At 60.3% G+C, this 14,222-nt stretch carries 11 protein-coding genes and 4 tRNA genes; 2 read left to right on the top strand and 13 right to left on the bottom strand.

Annotated elements, in window-relative coordinates:
* Positions 1-2 precede the first annotated feature (2 nt).
* Positions 3-281: a lipoprotein gene (locus OZ911_RS09705; protein WP_003250254.1), complete on the bottom strand. Its 279-nt coding sequence runs from the start codon at positions 279-281 to the stop codon at positions 3-5.
* A 178-nt stretch (positions 282-459) separates the two neighbouring features.
* On the opposite strand from OZ911_RS09705, the gene OZ911_RS09700 reads away from it, so the two are divergent.
* The gene (locus tag OZ911_RS09700; RefSeq protein ID WP_016485889.1) at positions 460-1,500 is read left to right on the top strand and encodes a patatin-like phospholipase family protein; all 1,041 of its coding nucleotides are present in this window, start codon (positions 460-462) and stop codon (positions 1,498-1,500) included.
* 104 nt (positions 1,501-1,604) lie between these two features.
* Here OZ911_RS09700 and OZ911_RS09695 read toward each other — a convergent pair whose 3' ends face one another.
* The 11 genes from OZ911_RS09695 to OZ911_RS09645 all read right to left on the bottom strand — a co-directional run bounded on the left by OZ911_RS09695 (position 1,605) and on the right by OZ911_RS09645 (position 11,292).
* Positions 1,605-3,476, bottom strand: a complete 1,872-nt coding sequence (locus OZ911_RS09695) for a SurA N-terminal domain-containing protein (RefSeq protein WP_023048655.1) — start codon at positions 3,474-3,476, stop codon at positions 1,605-1,607.
* 181 nt (positions 3,477-3,657) lie between these two features.
* Positions 3,658-3,930, bottom strand: a complete 273-nt coding sequence (hbs, locus tag OZ911_RS09690) for a non-specific DNA-binding protein Hbs (RefSeq protein WP_016485887.1) — start codon at positions 3,928-3,930, stop codon at positions 3,658-3,660.
* 152 nt (positions 3,931-4,082) lie between these two features.
* Complete coding sequence (lon, locus tag OZ911_RS09685; protein ID WP_268968641.1) at positions 4,083-6,479, bottom strand: endopeptidase La; 2,397 nt, start codon at positions 6,477-6,479, stop codon at positions 4,083-4,085.
* A 164-nt stretch (positions 6,480-6,643) separates the two neighbouring features.
* The gene (clpX, locus tag OZ911_RS09680; protein ID WP_016485885.1) at positions 6,644-7,927 is read right to left on the bottom strand and encodes an ATP-dependent Clp protease ATP-binding subunit ClpX; all 1,284 of its coding nucleotides are present in this window, start codon (positions 7,925-7,927) and stop codon (positions 6,644-6,646) included.
* Positions 7,928-8,035: 108 nt separating this feature from the next.
* A complete protein-coding gene (clpP, locus tag OZ911_RS09675; RefSeq protein WP_012271562.1) occupies positions 8,036-8,677 on the bottom strand; it encodes an ATP-dependent Clp endopeptidase proteolytic subunit ClpP in 642 nt (213 codons plus the stop codon).
* Between the two features lie 91 nt (positions 8,678-8,768).
* The gene (gene tig / locus OZ911_RS09670; RefSeq protein WP_016485884.1) at positions 8,769-10,082 is read right to left on the bottom strand and encodes a trigger factor; all 1,314 of its coding nucleotides are present in this window, start codon (positions 10,080-10,082) and stop codon (positions 8,769-8,771) included.
* Between the two features lie 248 nt (positions 10,083-10,330).
* Complete coding sequence (locus OZ911_RS09665) at positions 10,331-10,630, bottom strand: DUF6388 family protein (RefSeq protein ID WP_016485883.1); 300 nt, start codon at positions 10,628-10,630, stop codon at positions 10,331-10,333.
* Between the two features lie 210 nt (positions 10,631-10,840).
* A tRNA-His gene (locus OZ911_RS09660) sits at positions 10,841-10,916 on the bottom strand.
* A gap of 44 nt (positions 10,917-10,960) precedes the next feature.
* Positions 10,961-11,045: transfer RNA gene (locus OZ911_RS09655), tRNA-Leu, on the bottom strand.
* Between the two features lie 52 nt (positions 11,046-11,097).
* Positions 11,098-11,173 (bottom strand) — tRNA-His (locus OZ911_RS09650).
* 42 nt (positions 11,174-11,215) lie between these two features.
* Positions 11,216-11,292: transfer RNA gene (locus tag OZ911_RS09645), tRNA-Arg, on the bottom strand.
* Between the two features lie 270 nt (positions 11,293-11,562).
* Between OZ911_RS09645 and folD the strand changes: the two genes are divergently transcribed.
* A complete protein-coding gene (gene folD, locus OZ911_RS09640) occupies positions 11,563-12,417 on the top strand; it encodes a bifunctional methylenetetrahydrofolate dehydrogenase/methenyltetrahydrofolate cyclohydrolase FolD (protein ID WP_016485882.1) in 855 nt (284 codons plus the stop codon).
* A 115-nt stretch (positions 12,418-12,532) separates the two neighbouring features.
* On the opposite strand, the gene OZ911_RS09635 is transcribed toward folD, so the two are convergent.
* Positions 12,533-14,221, bottom strand: coding sequence for a putative bifunctional diguanylate cyclase/phosphodiesterase (locus OZ911_RS09635; RefSeq protein WP_016485881.1), 1,689 nt, complete (start codon positions 14,219-14,221; stop codon positions 12,533-12,535).
* Position 14,222: the final 1 nt, after the last annotated feature.

Raw genomic sequence — 14,222 nt, 5'->3', positions numbered from 1 at the left:
GGTCAGCGCCCAGCGCGCGACTCACGAATGTAGAAGCGCGCCTTTTCGGCTTTGCGCGTGCAGCTTTCATAACCTTCGAACTGCTGCTGGGTCTTGGCCCCGGTCAACAGCGACAAAGCCTTGGAGTAACTGACAGCACCGGCAAAGCCTTCGGCCTTGGCCAGGTCCAATTCCTTCCAGGCGGCATCCAGCTGGGTCGCGCAGCTGTCACGGTAGGCCGTCTTGCCTGCGCAGCCAGCAAGGGCCAAGGCAATCAGTGGAAGGCAGATCCAGGCTTTCATCAGTAATACCTCAATGGAAAAAACAGTGGCTGTTCGACGCCCCGGCAGCTGAAAAGTGCCCTGCCCGACCAACTGTGCCTGGCCGGTTTTATTACAGTAGCTCAGCGCGATCGACATTGAAGCACAGCCTGTGATGGGTGCATTGTAGGACCATGGTTGCACTGGACGGGGAATATTCATGAGCAAACGCGTGGCACTGGTACTGGGCTCAGGCGGAGCCCGGGGGTATGCACACATCGGTGTGATTGAAGAAATCGAGCGGCGCGGCTACGACATTGCCTGCATTGCCGGCTGCTCCATGGGTGCAGTGGTTGGCGGCATCTATGCCGCCGGCAAGCTGAGCGACTATCGCAACTGGATCGAGAGCCTCGATTACCTGGATGTACTGCGCCTGGTCGACGTCAGCTTTCGCCTCGGTGCCATTCGTGGCGACAAGGTGTTCGGGCAAATCCGCAAGATCGTCGGCGAAATCAACATCGAGCAATTGCGCATCCCCTATACAGCGGTTGCAACCGACCTCACCAACCAACAGGAAATCTGGTTCCAGGAAGGCTGCCTGCACCAGGCCATGCGCGCCTCGGCGGCCATCCCAAGCCTGTTCACCCCTGTGATGCAGGGCAACCGTATGCTGGTCGACGGGGGCATCCTCAACCCGCTGCCGATTGTGCCTGTGGTATCCAGCCACTGCGACCTGATCATCGCGGTCAACCTCAACGCCACCAATCAGAAGCAATACCAGTTGCCGGTGATTGAGCGCCCTGCGGCGTTCAAGATGCGTTTTGACTCCTTGCTGAGTTCATTGGGCTCTCGCCTGCCGTTCCGGCGCAAGCCGGCGGAAGAGCTGATGCGTATCGAACAGGAGATCGCTGCCGATGGCCTGGCACCGCCAAACCCTTGGCTGGCAGATGCCGCCGACCCGGAAGGCCAACAACCGGCGGCGGCACCGGAACGCGAGGGCGCGCCAAAATCGGCGACCGGCTCGTTCATCATCGACAACGTGGGGCCTGCTTCGCTGCTGGACCTGATCAACCAGAGCTTCGAGGTCATGCAGACTTCGCTGGCGCAATACAAGATCGCCGGCTACCCACCGGACGTGCTGATCAACGTGCCCAAACGGGTGTGCCGATTCTTCGAGTTCTACAAGGCGCCCGAGCTGATTGCCCTGGGACGGGAAATTGCGCGGGATACGCTGGATAACCACGAAGGGGTGAAGCGCTAAGCGCTATAGCACCTGTGCCGCTCTCTTCGCGGTAGCCCGCCCCCACAGGTACTGAAACGAAACAGGCCGCACGAGGCGGCCTGTTCCTTCATGCAGCAACCACCTCAGTAACGGGTGATGTCAGCATTGGCTTCCAGCTGCTTGCGGTACGCCGCGAAGTCCTGCTGACCAGCACGCGATGCGAGGTAGCGGCGGATCTGCTGCTTCTCTTCGTCGGTGGCGGTAGCGCCTTCGTTGACACCCTTGAGCTGCAGCACCACCAGGCTACCGTCACGCAGCACTACGCTGCCATACACCGGCTTGTCCTTGGCTTGCGGCTTGCCCAGGCGGAACAGCGCCTGCAGTTCGGCCGGATCAATACCGTCCTCGCCACGGGTGACTGCTTCATGGGCCTTCCAGCCTTGCCCTTCGTGCACGCTGCCTGCGGCGATGGAGCCATCACGCAGGCCGGCAATCAGCTTGTCCGCCTTGGCCTTCAGCTCGGCAGTCGCCTTCTCTTTGGCCAGGTGTTCGCGGATGTTGCTGGCCACCGCTTCCAGCGGCAGTTGCTCCGGCTTGCGGTGCTCCTTGACGCGCAATACCACGGTGGTCTCCGGGTCGAGCTCGATCGCGGTGCTGTTGGCAGCCTCCTCCAGCACTTCTTCGGAGAACGCAGCCTGCACCACCGAACGGTTGGCGGTAATGCCTTCACCACCCTCGCGCCCAAAGGCTGCAGAGGTCTGCACCTTGAGGTTCAGGTCCTGAGCCGGCTGGGCCAGGTCGGAAGCCTCGTAGGCAGCATCCTGCAGCTGCTTGCTGGCATCGACGTAACGCTGCTCGACCAGCGGGATTTTCAGGTCACGGGTCAGTTTGTCCTTCAAGCTGGCGAAGCTCGGCACCTCAGGCGCCTGCACACCCAGCAGCTTGATCAGGTGGTAGCCAAACTCGGTGCGCACTGGCGCCGAGACCTGGCCGTCCTGCAGCTTGTACAGCGCGTCCTCGAACGCCGGGTCGTAGACACCCGGGCCGGCAAAGCCGAGGTCACCACCGCTGCTGGCCGAACCCGGGTCCTGGGAGAACTCCTTGGCCAACGCGGCAAAGCTTTCACCCTTGGCCAGGCGCTGCTCGATCTCTTCGGCACGGGCCTTGGCCTGGGCGTCGGTGACCTTGTCGTTGACCTCGATGAGGATGTGCGCGGCATGGCGTTGCTCGGCCAGGTTGGCGATTTCCTTCTCGTACTGGGCCTTGAGCTCTTCGTCGGTCACCTTGACCTGGTCGAAGAACGCCGACTTCTTCAGTTCGATGTAGTCGATCACCACCTGGTCAGGCGACATGAACTCCTTGGCGTGCTGCTCGTAATGCGCCTTGACCTCTTCGTCGCTGACCTTGACCGCAGCCGGGTCGGCCTTGAAGGTCAGGGAGGCGAAGTCACGGGTCTGCTTCTCCAGGCGAACGAAGGCATCGACCTGCTGGTCGGTGACAAAACTGCTGCCGGCCAGGCCGGTGCGCAGCTGGCCGATGAGCATTTCCTCGGCGAGCATGTCGCGGAACTGCATGCGGCCGTAACCCATTTGGCGGATGACCTGGTCGAAGCGGTCAGCACTGAACTTGCCGTCCACCTGGAACTCCGGGGTTTGCAGGATCACCTGATCCAGCGCAGCCTCGGAGAAGGCAAACTTGGCATCTTCGGCGCCTTGCAGCAGCAACTTGCGGCTGATCAGGCCCTTGAGCGCCTCTTCACGCAGCAATTTGTCATCCAGCAGCGCTGGGTCGAAATCCTTGCCCAACTGTTGCATCAACTGACGGCGCTGCATGTCGGCAGCCTGCCCCAGCTCGTTCTGGCTGATGGTCTGGCCGTTCACCTTGGCGGCGTCCTGGCTATGGGTGGCGGCCTGGAAAATGGCTTCGAAACCGGTCAACGCCATCAAGACGACGATAAGGCCGATGATGGTCTTGGCAATCCAACCTTGTGAATTGTCCCTGATATTTTGCAGCATGCGTCCCCCAGAAACGGCTGTACCACTGCGTCGACAACCGCGGAGCGTGGGTAGAATCCTGATAAAAGAAAGGCGCATCCGAGGATGCGCCTTTTCTTAGCAAACGTGTCAGGCGGGAACGTTTGCGCCCCGCCTTCAGCGTGCTCGGACCCGGCAAGGCCGGGGCCGGCTGAAAGACGACTTAGTTGACGGCGTCTTTCAGGCCTTTGCCAGCCTTGAAACCTGGAACCTTGGCGGCTTCGATCTTGATGGCCTTACCGGTTTGAGGGTTGCGGCCAGTACGTTCGGCGCGGTCCTTGACCGAGAAGGTACCGAAGCCAACCAGAACGACGTCGTCGCCTGCTTTCAGGGCACCGGTTACGGAGTCGATCACAGCGTCCAAAGCCTTACCTGCGGTAGCTTTGGAAATGTCAGCCGATGCAGCGATAGCGTCAATCAGTTCCGACTTGTTCACTCTAAGTCCCCTTATTTCTCTAATGAGTTTGTTTCTAAGTATGTAATGAAAAGCTTATGAAACGTGCGCTGGGTGGCCTGATGACAATAGCGTGCCGCTTTATAGCAAGGGCCCGAAAAAACTGTCAAGGAAAGCCCCCCAGCCAAAAACTACTAATGCGTGCTGATTCTTTCCTTAGCATCGCCGTCGCGCTTTTCATCTTTCGCGACAATCTCAGGAGCCACATCTGGCAAGGGCTCCGGGGCGTATTGCAGCGCAATTTGCAGGACTTCGTCAATCCATTTGACCGGTTTGATCTGAAGATCCTGTTTGATATTTTCCGGAATCTCCTTCAGATCGCGAACATTCTCCTCTGGAATGATCACCGTCTTGATGCCGCCACGGTGTGCCGCCAGCAGTTTTTCCTTCAACCCGCCAATGGCCAGTACCTGGCCACGCAGGGTGATTTCGCCGGTCATGGCCACGTCGGCACGTACCGGAATCTGCGTCAGCGCCGACACCAGTGCAGTGCACATGCCGATACCCGCGCTTGGGCCGTCCTTCGGCGTGGCGCCTTCCGGCATGTGAATGTGCACGTCGCGCTTCTCGTGGAAGTCGGCGGCAATCCCCAGGCTGCGGGCGCGGCTGCGCACCACGGTCTGTGCGGCGGTGATCGACTCGACCATCACATCGCCCAGCGAGCCGGTCTTGATCAGTTGGCCCTTGCCAGGAATGACCACGGCCTCGATGGTCAGCAGCTCGCCACCCACCTGGGTCCAGGCCAGGCCGGTGACCTGACCGATCTGGTCCTGCTGCTCGGCCAGGCCGTAACGGAACTTGCGCACACCCAGCAGGTGCTCCAGCTGCTCGCTGGCCACCTTGACCTTGACCAGCTTCTGCCCGGTATGTTCCTTGACGACCTTGCGGCAGACCTTGGCAATTTGCCGCTCCAGCCCACGCACACCGGCTTCGCGGGTGTAATAGCGGATGATGTCGCGGATCGCCGAGACATCGACCTCCAGCTCGTCCTTCTTCAGGCCGTTGGCCTTGACCTGCTTGGGCACCAGGTATTTGACCGCGATGTTGATCTTCTCGTCTTCGGTGTAGCCCGGCAGGCGGATGACTTCCATCCGGTCGAGCAGCGCCGGCGGGATATTCATCGAGTTCGAGGTGCACAGGAACATCACGTCCGAGAGGTCGTAGTCGACTTCCAGGTAGTGGTCGTTGAAATTGTGGTTCTGCTCAGGGTCGAGCACTTCAAGCAGTGCCGAGGCCGGGTCGCCACGCATGTCGCTGCCCATCTTGTCGATTTCGTCGAGCAGGAACAGCGGGTTGCGCACCCCCACCTTGGTCATCTTCTGGATCAGACGGCCAGGCATGGAGCCGATGTAGGTACGGCGGTGGCCACGGATCTCTGCCTCGTCACGCACGCCACCGAGGGCCATGCGCACGAACTTGCGGTTGGTGGCAGCAGCGATCGATTCAGCCAGCGAGGTCTTGCCGACGCCAGGCGGGCCAACAAGGCAGAGCACCGGGCCGCGGATTTTCTTGACGCGCTTCTGCACGGCAAGGTACTCGAGAATGCGTTCCTTGACCTCTTCCAGGCCGTAGTGGTCGGCATCGAGGATTTCCTCGGCCTTTGTCAGGTCCAGACGCACCTTGCTCTGGGCTTTCCAAGGCACCTGCACGAGCCAGTCGAGGTACGAGCGCACCACAGTGGCCTCGGCCGACATTGGCGACATCTGCTTGAGCTTGTTCAGCTCTGCCTGGGCCTTGGCCAGGGCATCCTTGGGCAGGCCAGCGGCTTCGATGCGCTTTTTCAGCTCTTCGACTTCGTTGTGGCCTTCATCGCCATCACCGAGCTCTTTCTGAATGGCCTTCATCTGCTCATTCAGGTAGTACTCGCGCTGGCTGCGCTCCATCTGCTTCTTGACCCGGCCGCGGATGCGCTTTTCAACCTGCAGCAGGTCGATTTCAGCATCCAGCAGCGCCAATACGTGCTCGACACGGGTAGTCAGATCGACAATTTCGAGAATTTCCTGCTTCTGCTTGATCTTCAGGGCCATGTGGGCGGCCATGGTATCGACCAGACGCCCTGGCTCCTCGATGCTGTTCAGCGAAGACAGCACTTCGGCAGGGACTTTCTTGCCCAGTTGCACGTACTGCTCGAATTGCGACAGCAAGGTGCGCACGAACACTTCCGACTCGCGCTCGGCGGCGTCGGTTTCGTCGATCAGGGAGACTTCGGCACGGATGTGCCCTTCTACTTCGGTGAAACGTTCGACGGCGCCGCGCTGCTCGCCCTCGACCAGCACCTTGACGGTGCCATCAGGCAGTTTCAGCAGTTGGAGTACGGTGGCAACGGTACCGACACGATACAGGGCGTCCTCGCCCGGGTCGTCGTCGGCCGGGTTTTTCTGGGCAAGCAGGAGGATCTGCTTTTCGCCCGTCATCGCTGCCTCGAGGGCTTCGATGGACTTTTCGCGCCCCACGAACAGCGGGATAACCATGTGCGGGTAAACAACGACATCGCGCAATGGCAAAAGAGGCAAGTCGAGGGTTGTCTTCATGATTTCGCCTCTACAGCGGCCTTATGGCCGGAAACCGGTGGAAATGATGCTTGGACCTAATGTGGGGGCATGCCTGGGAAATTACAAGCGCTAGCGCAGGAAAAGCAGAAAGGGGCCCGTAGGCCCCCCTTCTTGCTTGCAACCGCCACCGGCCATTGCCTGAATCAGGCGTCTGGCGCGGCCTTGGCTTGCGGCTCGCTGTTTTCGTAGATCATCAGCGGCTGCGAGGTGCCTTCGATGACGCTCTCGTCGATCACCACCTTGCTGACATCCTTTTTGGAAGGGATCTCGTACATGGTGTCGAGCAGCACGCCTTCGAGGATCGAACGCAGGCCACGGGCGCCAGTCTTGCGCTCCAGGGCCTTGCGGGCAACGGCCTTGAGCGCATCGCTGCGGAACTCGAGGTCGACGCTTTCCATCTCGAACAGCTTGGCATACTGCTTGGTCAGAGCATTCTTCGGCTCGGTGAGGATCTGCATCAATGCAGCCTCGTCCAGCTCGTCGAGGGTAGCCAGCACCGGCAGACGGCCGACGAATTCCGGAATCAGGCCAAACTTGACCAGATCGTCCGGCTCGACCTCACGCAGGGACTCGCCAACCTTCTTGCCCTCTTCCTTGCTGCGCACTTCTGCGCCAAAACCGATGCCACCCTTGGTGGAGCGGCCCTGGATGACTTTTTCCAGACCCGAGAACGCGCCACCGCAAATGAACAGGATATTGCGGGTATCAACCTGCAGGAATTCCTGTTGCGGGTGTTTACGCCCGCCTTGCGGCGGCACCGAGGCCACAGTGCCCTCGATCAGTTTCAACAGCGCCTGCTGCACGCCCTCGCCCGAGACGTCACGGGTGATGGACGGGTTGTCCGACTTGCGCGAGATCTTGTCGATTTCGTCAATGTAGACAATGCCCATCTGGGCCTTTTCCACATCGTAGTCGCACTTCTGCAACAGCTTCTGAATGATGTTCTCGACGTCCTCACCCACATAACCGGCCTCGGTCAGGGTGGTGGCGTCAGCAATGGTGAACGGTACGTTCAACAGGCGTGCCAGGGTTTCGGCGAGCAGGGTCTTGCCCGAGCCGGTCGGCCCGATGAGCAGGATGTTGCTCTTGCCCAGTTCGACTTCGTCACCCTTCTTGTCACGCTGGTTCAGGCGCTTGTAGTGGTTATACACCGCTACGGCAAGCACCTTCTTCGCGCGCTCCTGACCAATCACATACTGGTCAAGGATGCCGCTGATTTCTTTCGGCGAAGGCAATTTGTGCGCGCTGCTCTCGGCCTGGGCTTCCTGCACCTCCTCACGGATGATGTCGTTGCACAGGTCGACGCACTCGTCGCAGATAAATACCGAGGGCCCGGCAATCAATTTGCGCACTTCATGCTGGCTTTTGCCGCAGAAGGAGCAATAGAGCAATTTGCCGCTGTCCTCGCCGTTACGGGTGTCAGTCATTCGATCGATCCAATCCGGTAGGCTTGCAACACAAGATGAAGGCAATTGCGGGCTTTTTCAAGTCCGCAGGCAGGCGGTTTGCGCGCCTGCCTGCTCTGGCGCCCCGGTTCAGGAGGCCAGTTGCCGCTTGTCGTAGACCGAGTCGATCAGGCCGTACTCGGCCGCGCGCGAGGCGCTCATGAAGTTGTCACGCTCAGTGTCACGCTGGATGGTCTCGAGGTCCTGGCCGGTGTGATAGGCCAGCAGCTCGTTGAGACGCGCCTTGATGCTGAGGATTTCCTGGGCGTGGATCTGGATGTCGGTAGCCTGGCCCTGGAAGCCGCCCAGCGGCTGGTGAATCATCACCCGCGAGTTAGGCAGGCAATGACGCTTGCCCTTGGCACCGGCGGTCAACAGGAAGGCACCCATGCTGCAGGCCTGGCCGATGCAGATGGTCGAGACATCCGGCTTGATGAATTGCATGGTGTCGTAGATCGACATGCCAGCAGTCACCGAGCCGCCTGGGGAGTTGATGTAAAGATGGATATCCTTGTCCGGGTTTTCCGCTTCCAGGAACAGCATCTGCGCCACTACCAGGTTGGCCATGTAGTCTTCTACAGGACCGACCAGGAAGATCACTCGCTCCTTCAACAGGCGCGAGTAAATGTCGTAGGCACGTTCGCCACGGGCGGACTGCTCGATAACCATCGGGACCAGGCCGCCTGCGGCCTGGATGTCAGAGCTCTGCTGAATATAAGAATTGCGGGACATGTCCTGCGCTCACTCCCAAATAGTCATGGCTTGAATACGCACAAGCCAGCTCGAAGGCTGGCTTGTGGGGGTTTCCTACGAGAGAAGCCCGTTACTCAGCAGCGGCAGGTGCCTCAGCTGGTTTTACGGCTTCTTCGTACGAGACCGACTTGTCGGTCACAGTCGCTTTCTGCAGGACAGTATCTACAACTTGCTCTTCCAGCACAACCGAACGGACTTCGTTCATCTGCTGGTCGTTCTTGTAGTACCAGGCGATGACCTGCTCAGGCTCTTGGTAAGCCGAAGCCATTTCTTCGATCATCTCGCGAACCTTGGCGTCATCAGGCTTCAGCTCGAACTGCTTGACCACTTCGGCCACGATCAGGCCCAGCACTACGCGGCGCTTGGCTTGCTCTTCGAACAGCTCAACTGGCAGCTGCTCAGGCTTGATGTTGCCACCGAACTGCTGAACGGCCTGCACGCGCAGACGGTTGACTTCGTTTTCCAGCAAAGCCTTTGGCACTTCGATCGGGTTGGCGGCCAGCAGACCGTCCATGACCTGGTTCTTCACCTTGGTCTTGATCGCTTGGCGCAGTTCACGCTCCATGTTCTTGCGAACTTCGGTGCGGAAGCCTTCCAGGGTCGACTCTTTGATCCCGAACTGGGCGAAGAACTCTTCGTTCAGCTCTGGCAGCACAGGGGCGGCAACGCTGTTGACGGTGATGGTGAACTCGGCAGCCTTGCCAGCCAGGTCCAGGTTCTGATAGTCCTCTGGGAAGGTCACGTTGACAACGCGCTCTTCGCCAGCCTTGGCGCCAACCAGGCCTTCTTCGAAGCCCGGGATCATGCGGCCGGAACCCAGCACCAGCGGAGTGCCCTTGGCCGAACCACCCGCGAACACTTCACCGTCGACCTTGCCGACGAAGTCGATGTTGACCTGGTCGTCGTTCTGCGCGGCGCGCTCGACAGCCTCGAAACGGGTGTTCTGCTTGCGCAGCACTTCCAGCATGTTGTCCAGGTCGGCGTCAGCCACTTCGGCGCTCAGGCGCTCGACGCTGATCGACTCGAGGCCGGCAACGGTGAACTCCGGGAACACTTCGAAGATGGCGACGAATTCCAGGTCCTTGCCCTTTTCGAAGGACTTCGGCTCTACAGCGGGGGCGCCGGCCGGGTTCAGCTTCTGCTCGACGATGGCTTCGTAGAAGGATGCCTGGACCAGGTCACCGAAAGCCTCTTGACGGGCGTCAGCTTCGAAACGCTGACGGATCACGTTCATCGGCACTTTACCAGGACGGAAGCCCGCAATCTTGGCGCGCTTGGCAGTCTGCTGCAGACGCTTGTTGACTTCGTTCTCGACGCGCTCGGCCGGAACGGCGATGGTCATGCGGCGCTCGAGAGCGGAAGTGTTTTCAACAGAAACTTGCATGGATATTCCTCGTTGCACAGACGTTAGCCGGCGTTAGCCCGACTCCAGAATCAAGGGCAAGCATTCTAGTGAGTCGCGCAGCAGAAGTCACCCCACTCGGGACGACGGGAAACCACGCCGGTCGATTAACTTTCATGGCCCGCACGGCATACCGCCAGGCCTGCTTCCAATAGGGGCCGCACGGCGCCCGTAGCGCCCTGTAGCCGAAATACCTTGTCAAACAACTGCCAGTGGCGAAATCGCTGCCTTTATTCAGGTTCGATTTCGTTGAACTGGCAATATTCTTCCCACTCCATCCCCAGCGCCTCGGCCACCTCGCGGTGCGTCTCCAGGCGCATGGCCTGCAGCTGCTCCGGGGTTTCGGCAATCAATTGCAGCGCCAATTCCCAGGGCTGAACGCCCTGCTCCTCGGCCGCGTCCTCGAACGCCCACTCGATTTGCTGGGCCTGCTCGCGCGCATCCAGCTCGCGGATCTCCTCGAGCAACTGCGGGTTGGCCTCTGCGAAGCGCTGTAGCGCCAGGGCCTGACGGGATTCTTTTGCGATCATTCGGCTGTTCCTCTGCCGGCCAAAAGACCGGTGTTTCAACCGGCTGAAATCTAACAGCTTTTATTGGGATGCCACTAGAGGATTGCAAGGGGGCGGATGTGAATTGACGGTGAGGGCGTTCGCCACGACATTTTCAGCGCATGGAAGGCACGCACAGCGCCAAAACAAAAAGGCGCCCGATCTCACGATCAAGGCGCCTTTTCTGAAATATGGGGTGGACGATGGGAATCGAACCCACGACAACTGGAATCACAATCCAGCGCTCTACCAACTGAGCTACGCCCACCATATTGCGGTCTTGCGATGTTGCGGTACAGCTTTACAGAAGCATGGTGCGGACGAAGAGACTCGAACTCTTACAGCTTGCGCCGCTGGAACCTAAATCCAGTGTGTCTACCAATTTCACCACGTCCGCGTAACGCTTAAAACAAAGGCGCCAGAAGCTATCGAGGCGCCTTTGAAGAATATGGGGTGGACGATGGGAATCGAACCCACGACAACTGGAATCACAATCCAGCGCTCTACCAACTGAGCTACGCCCACCATATTGCATTACAACTTTACTTGCTTGCCCAAGCTGCCTAATGGCGCACCCGGCAGGACTCGAACCTGCGACCATCCGCTTAGAAGGCGGATGCTCTATCCAGCTGAGCTACGGGCGCTTAAGCTTGAAGCCTAACCGAACAAGTCATTAACAGGTAACTGCTAAACCACTCATTCTGCCCGACTTAGCCAACCAGTGCTAGGCTGTGCCCGACAAGTGCGGCGAATCTTATAGGCGACCCCGAAAGTCGTCAACACCTTTTTCAAAAAAATTTAAATTATTTAAGGGGTTAGGGGATTTGCCCGACCACCCGCCTTTGCCCTTGGCGCGTGTCGTGCGAGAATACGCGTTCTTTATTGTTTCCTTCTCGATGGTTAATCACGCGTCTATGACTGCACACCTAATCGATGGCAAGGCGATCGCCGCCAGCCTGCGCAAGCAGATCGCTCAACGTGTCGTGGAGCGTCGCCAGCAAGGCCTGCGTACGCCGGGCCTGGCAGTGATCCTGGTCGGCACCGACCCCGCCTCGCAAGTCTATGTCTCGCACAAGCGCAAGGACTGCGAAGAGGTCGGTTTCATTTCGCAGGCATTCGACCTGCCCAGCGACACTTCGCAGCAGGCCCTGACCGAGCTGATCGATCGCCTCAACGACGACCCGGCCGTAGATGGCATCCTGCTGCAACTGCCGCTGCCGGAGCACCTGGACGCCTCGCTGCTGCTCGAGCGCATTCGCCCGGACAAGGACGTGGACGGCTTCCACCCGTACAACGTAGGCCGCCTGGCCCAACGCATCCCGCTGCTGCGCCCATGCACACCGAAAGGCATCATGACCCTGCTGGAAAGCACTGGTCAGGACCTGTACGGCATGGATGCGGTCATCGTCGGCGCCTCCAACATCGTGGGTCGCCCGATGGCCATGGAGCTGCTGCTGGCCGGCTGCACCGTGACCGTCTGCCACCGCTTCACCAAGGACCTGGCCGGCCATGTCGGGCGTGCCGACCTGGTGGTTGTGGCTGCCGGCAAGCCGGGCCTGGTCAAGGGGGAGTGGGTCAAGGAAGGCGCCATCGTCATTGACGTGGGCATCAACCGCCAGGAAGACGGCAAGCTGGTGGGCGACGTGGTCTACGAGACCGCCCTGCCGCGCGCTGGCTGGATCACCCCGGTGCCGGGTGGCGTCGGGCCGATGACCCGGGCCTGCCTGCTGGAAAACACGCTGTATGCGGCGGAAGAGCTGCATAAGTAACAGTACGTGATGTGAAAACGGCACCTCTGGCAGGTGCCGTTTTTTTTGCCCATAAGCAATGCGCTGGCAGCACGCTGGCAGGCCTGAGTCTTTACCACCCTCCGCGGGTGGCCGCTCAGGGCTGGCGCCACTGCACCGGCTGCCGGTAGGCCTGCGCCCAGGCTTGCACTTCGCCGGCCGGCATCGGCCTGGCAATGCAATAACCTTGCGCCAGCTCGCAGCCCAGGCCCATCAGCACCCTGCCGTGCTCCACACTCTCCAGCCCTTCGGCTACCACCTCGCGACCGAAGGCTCGCGCCAGGCCGATGACGGCGGCGGTCAGCGCAAGGTCGTCCTGGTCGTGCAGGATGTCGCGCACGAACGACTGATCGATCTTGATCGTCTGGGTGGGCAAGCGTTTCAGGTAACTCAACGACGAATAGCCGGTGCCGAAATCGTCCAGCGAAAAGCGCACGCCCAGTGCACGACAGGCATCCAGGCAGCGGCTGACGTGCTGCAGGTTGTCGATGGCCACTGACTCGACGATTTCCAGGTCAAGCCGGGACGGGTTCACCTCCGGGTACTCTGCCAACAGCTGCTGCAGCCGCTCGGTAAAGTCACTGCGCTGTAAATGCCGCGCCGCAATATTCACACTCAATGACCAAGGCTGCCCCTGCCGCCCCCAGGCCTGCAACTGACTCAGCGCCTGGCCGATCACCCACTCGCCGATTTCAACGATCAGGTCGGTCTGCTCAACCCAAGGCAAAAAGTCGCCGGGCGGCACCACGCCCCGGCCAGGCCGCTGCCAGCGCAGCAAGCCCTCGAAGCCCAGCACCTGACCACTGCGCAGGTTCACCTTGGGCTGGTAATACAGGCACAGCTCGCGGTCGGTCAGTGCCCGTCGCACCCGCGCCACCGTCTGGTGGGTAGCCTTGAGCTCCTGCTCCTGCGATACGTCGAACAGGTGATAGCGGTTGCGCCCGCGCTGCTTGGCCAGATACATGGCCTGGTCGGCGTGGCGTACCAGCGTATCGGCATCTTCGTCATCCTGCGGGTACAGGGTCACGCCAATACTGGCGCTGAGCGACAGCGTGTGTTCACGTACCACACAGGGCGCCGCCAATGCCCGCAACACCCGCCTCAGGGCTGCATGCAGCTGGCGCTCATCATCAACATGGCGCAGGATCAGCACAAACTCGTCACCCGACAACCGGGCCACGGCATCACCCCCTCGCAGGATACCCTTCAAGCGCTGCGCCACTTCCACCAGCAGCAGGTCGCCCACGGCATGCCCGTAACCGTCGTTGACCGCCTTGAAGCCATCCAGGTCGAGCATGCACACCGCCAGCGAGATGTCTTCGCGGCGTGAGTAGGCCAAGGCCTGGTTCAGCAGGTCGGAGAGGTAGGCACGGTTGGGCAGGCCCGTCAGCACATCGTGACCCACCCGCCACTGCAAGGTATGCAGCAACTGGCGCTTCTCGGTGACGTCAAAGCGGATCGACACATACTTGCGCACCTGGCCAGTCAGCGGATCGACCAGTGGCACCATTGTGCTGTCGACCCAATACAGCGAACCGTCTCTGGACCGGTTGCAGATCTCCCCCTTCCACACCCGCCCGGCGGCGAGGGCGCGCCACATGCCGACAAAGAACGCCGGCTCGTGCAGGCCGGAGTTGAGGATGCGGTGGTTGGCGCCCAGCAGCTCCTCACGGCTGTAGCCCGAGATGCTGCAGAACTGCTGGTTGACGTAGGTGATGTTCCCACGCAGGTCGGTTTCGGAAAAGATCGCGGCCGCATCTACGGCCGCGCGATAGTTATCATCCATA

Source organism: Pseudomonas fortuita (genome assembly GCF_026898135.2).
GTDB classification, from domain to species: Bacteria; Pseudomonadota; Gammaproteobacteria; order Pseudomonadales; family Pseudomonadaceae; genus Aquipseudomonas; species Aquipseudomonas fortuita.
This window is presented reverse-complemented; position numbering and strand designations above follow the sequence as displayed.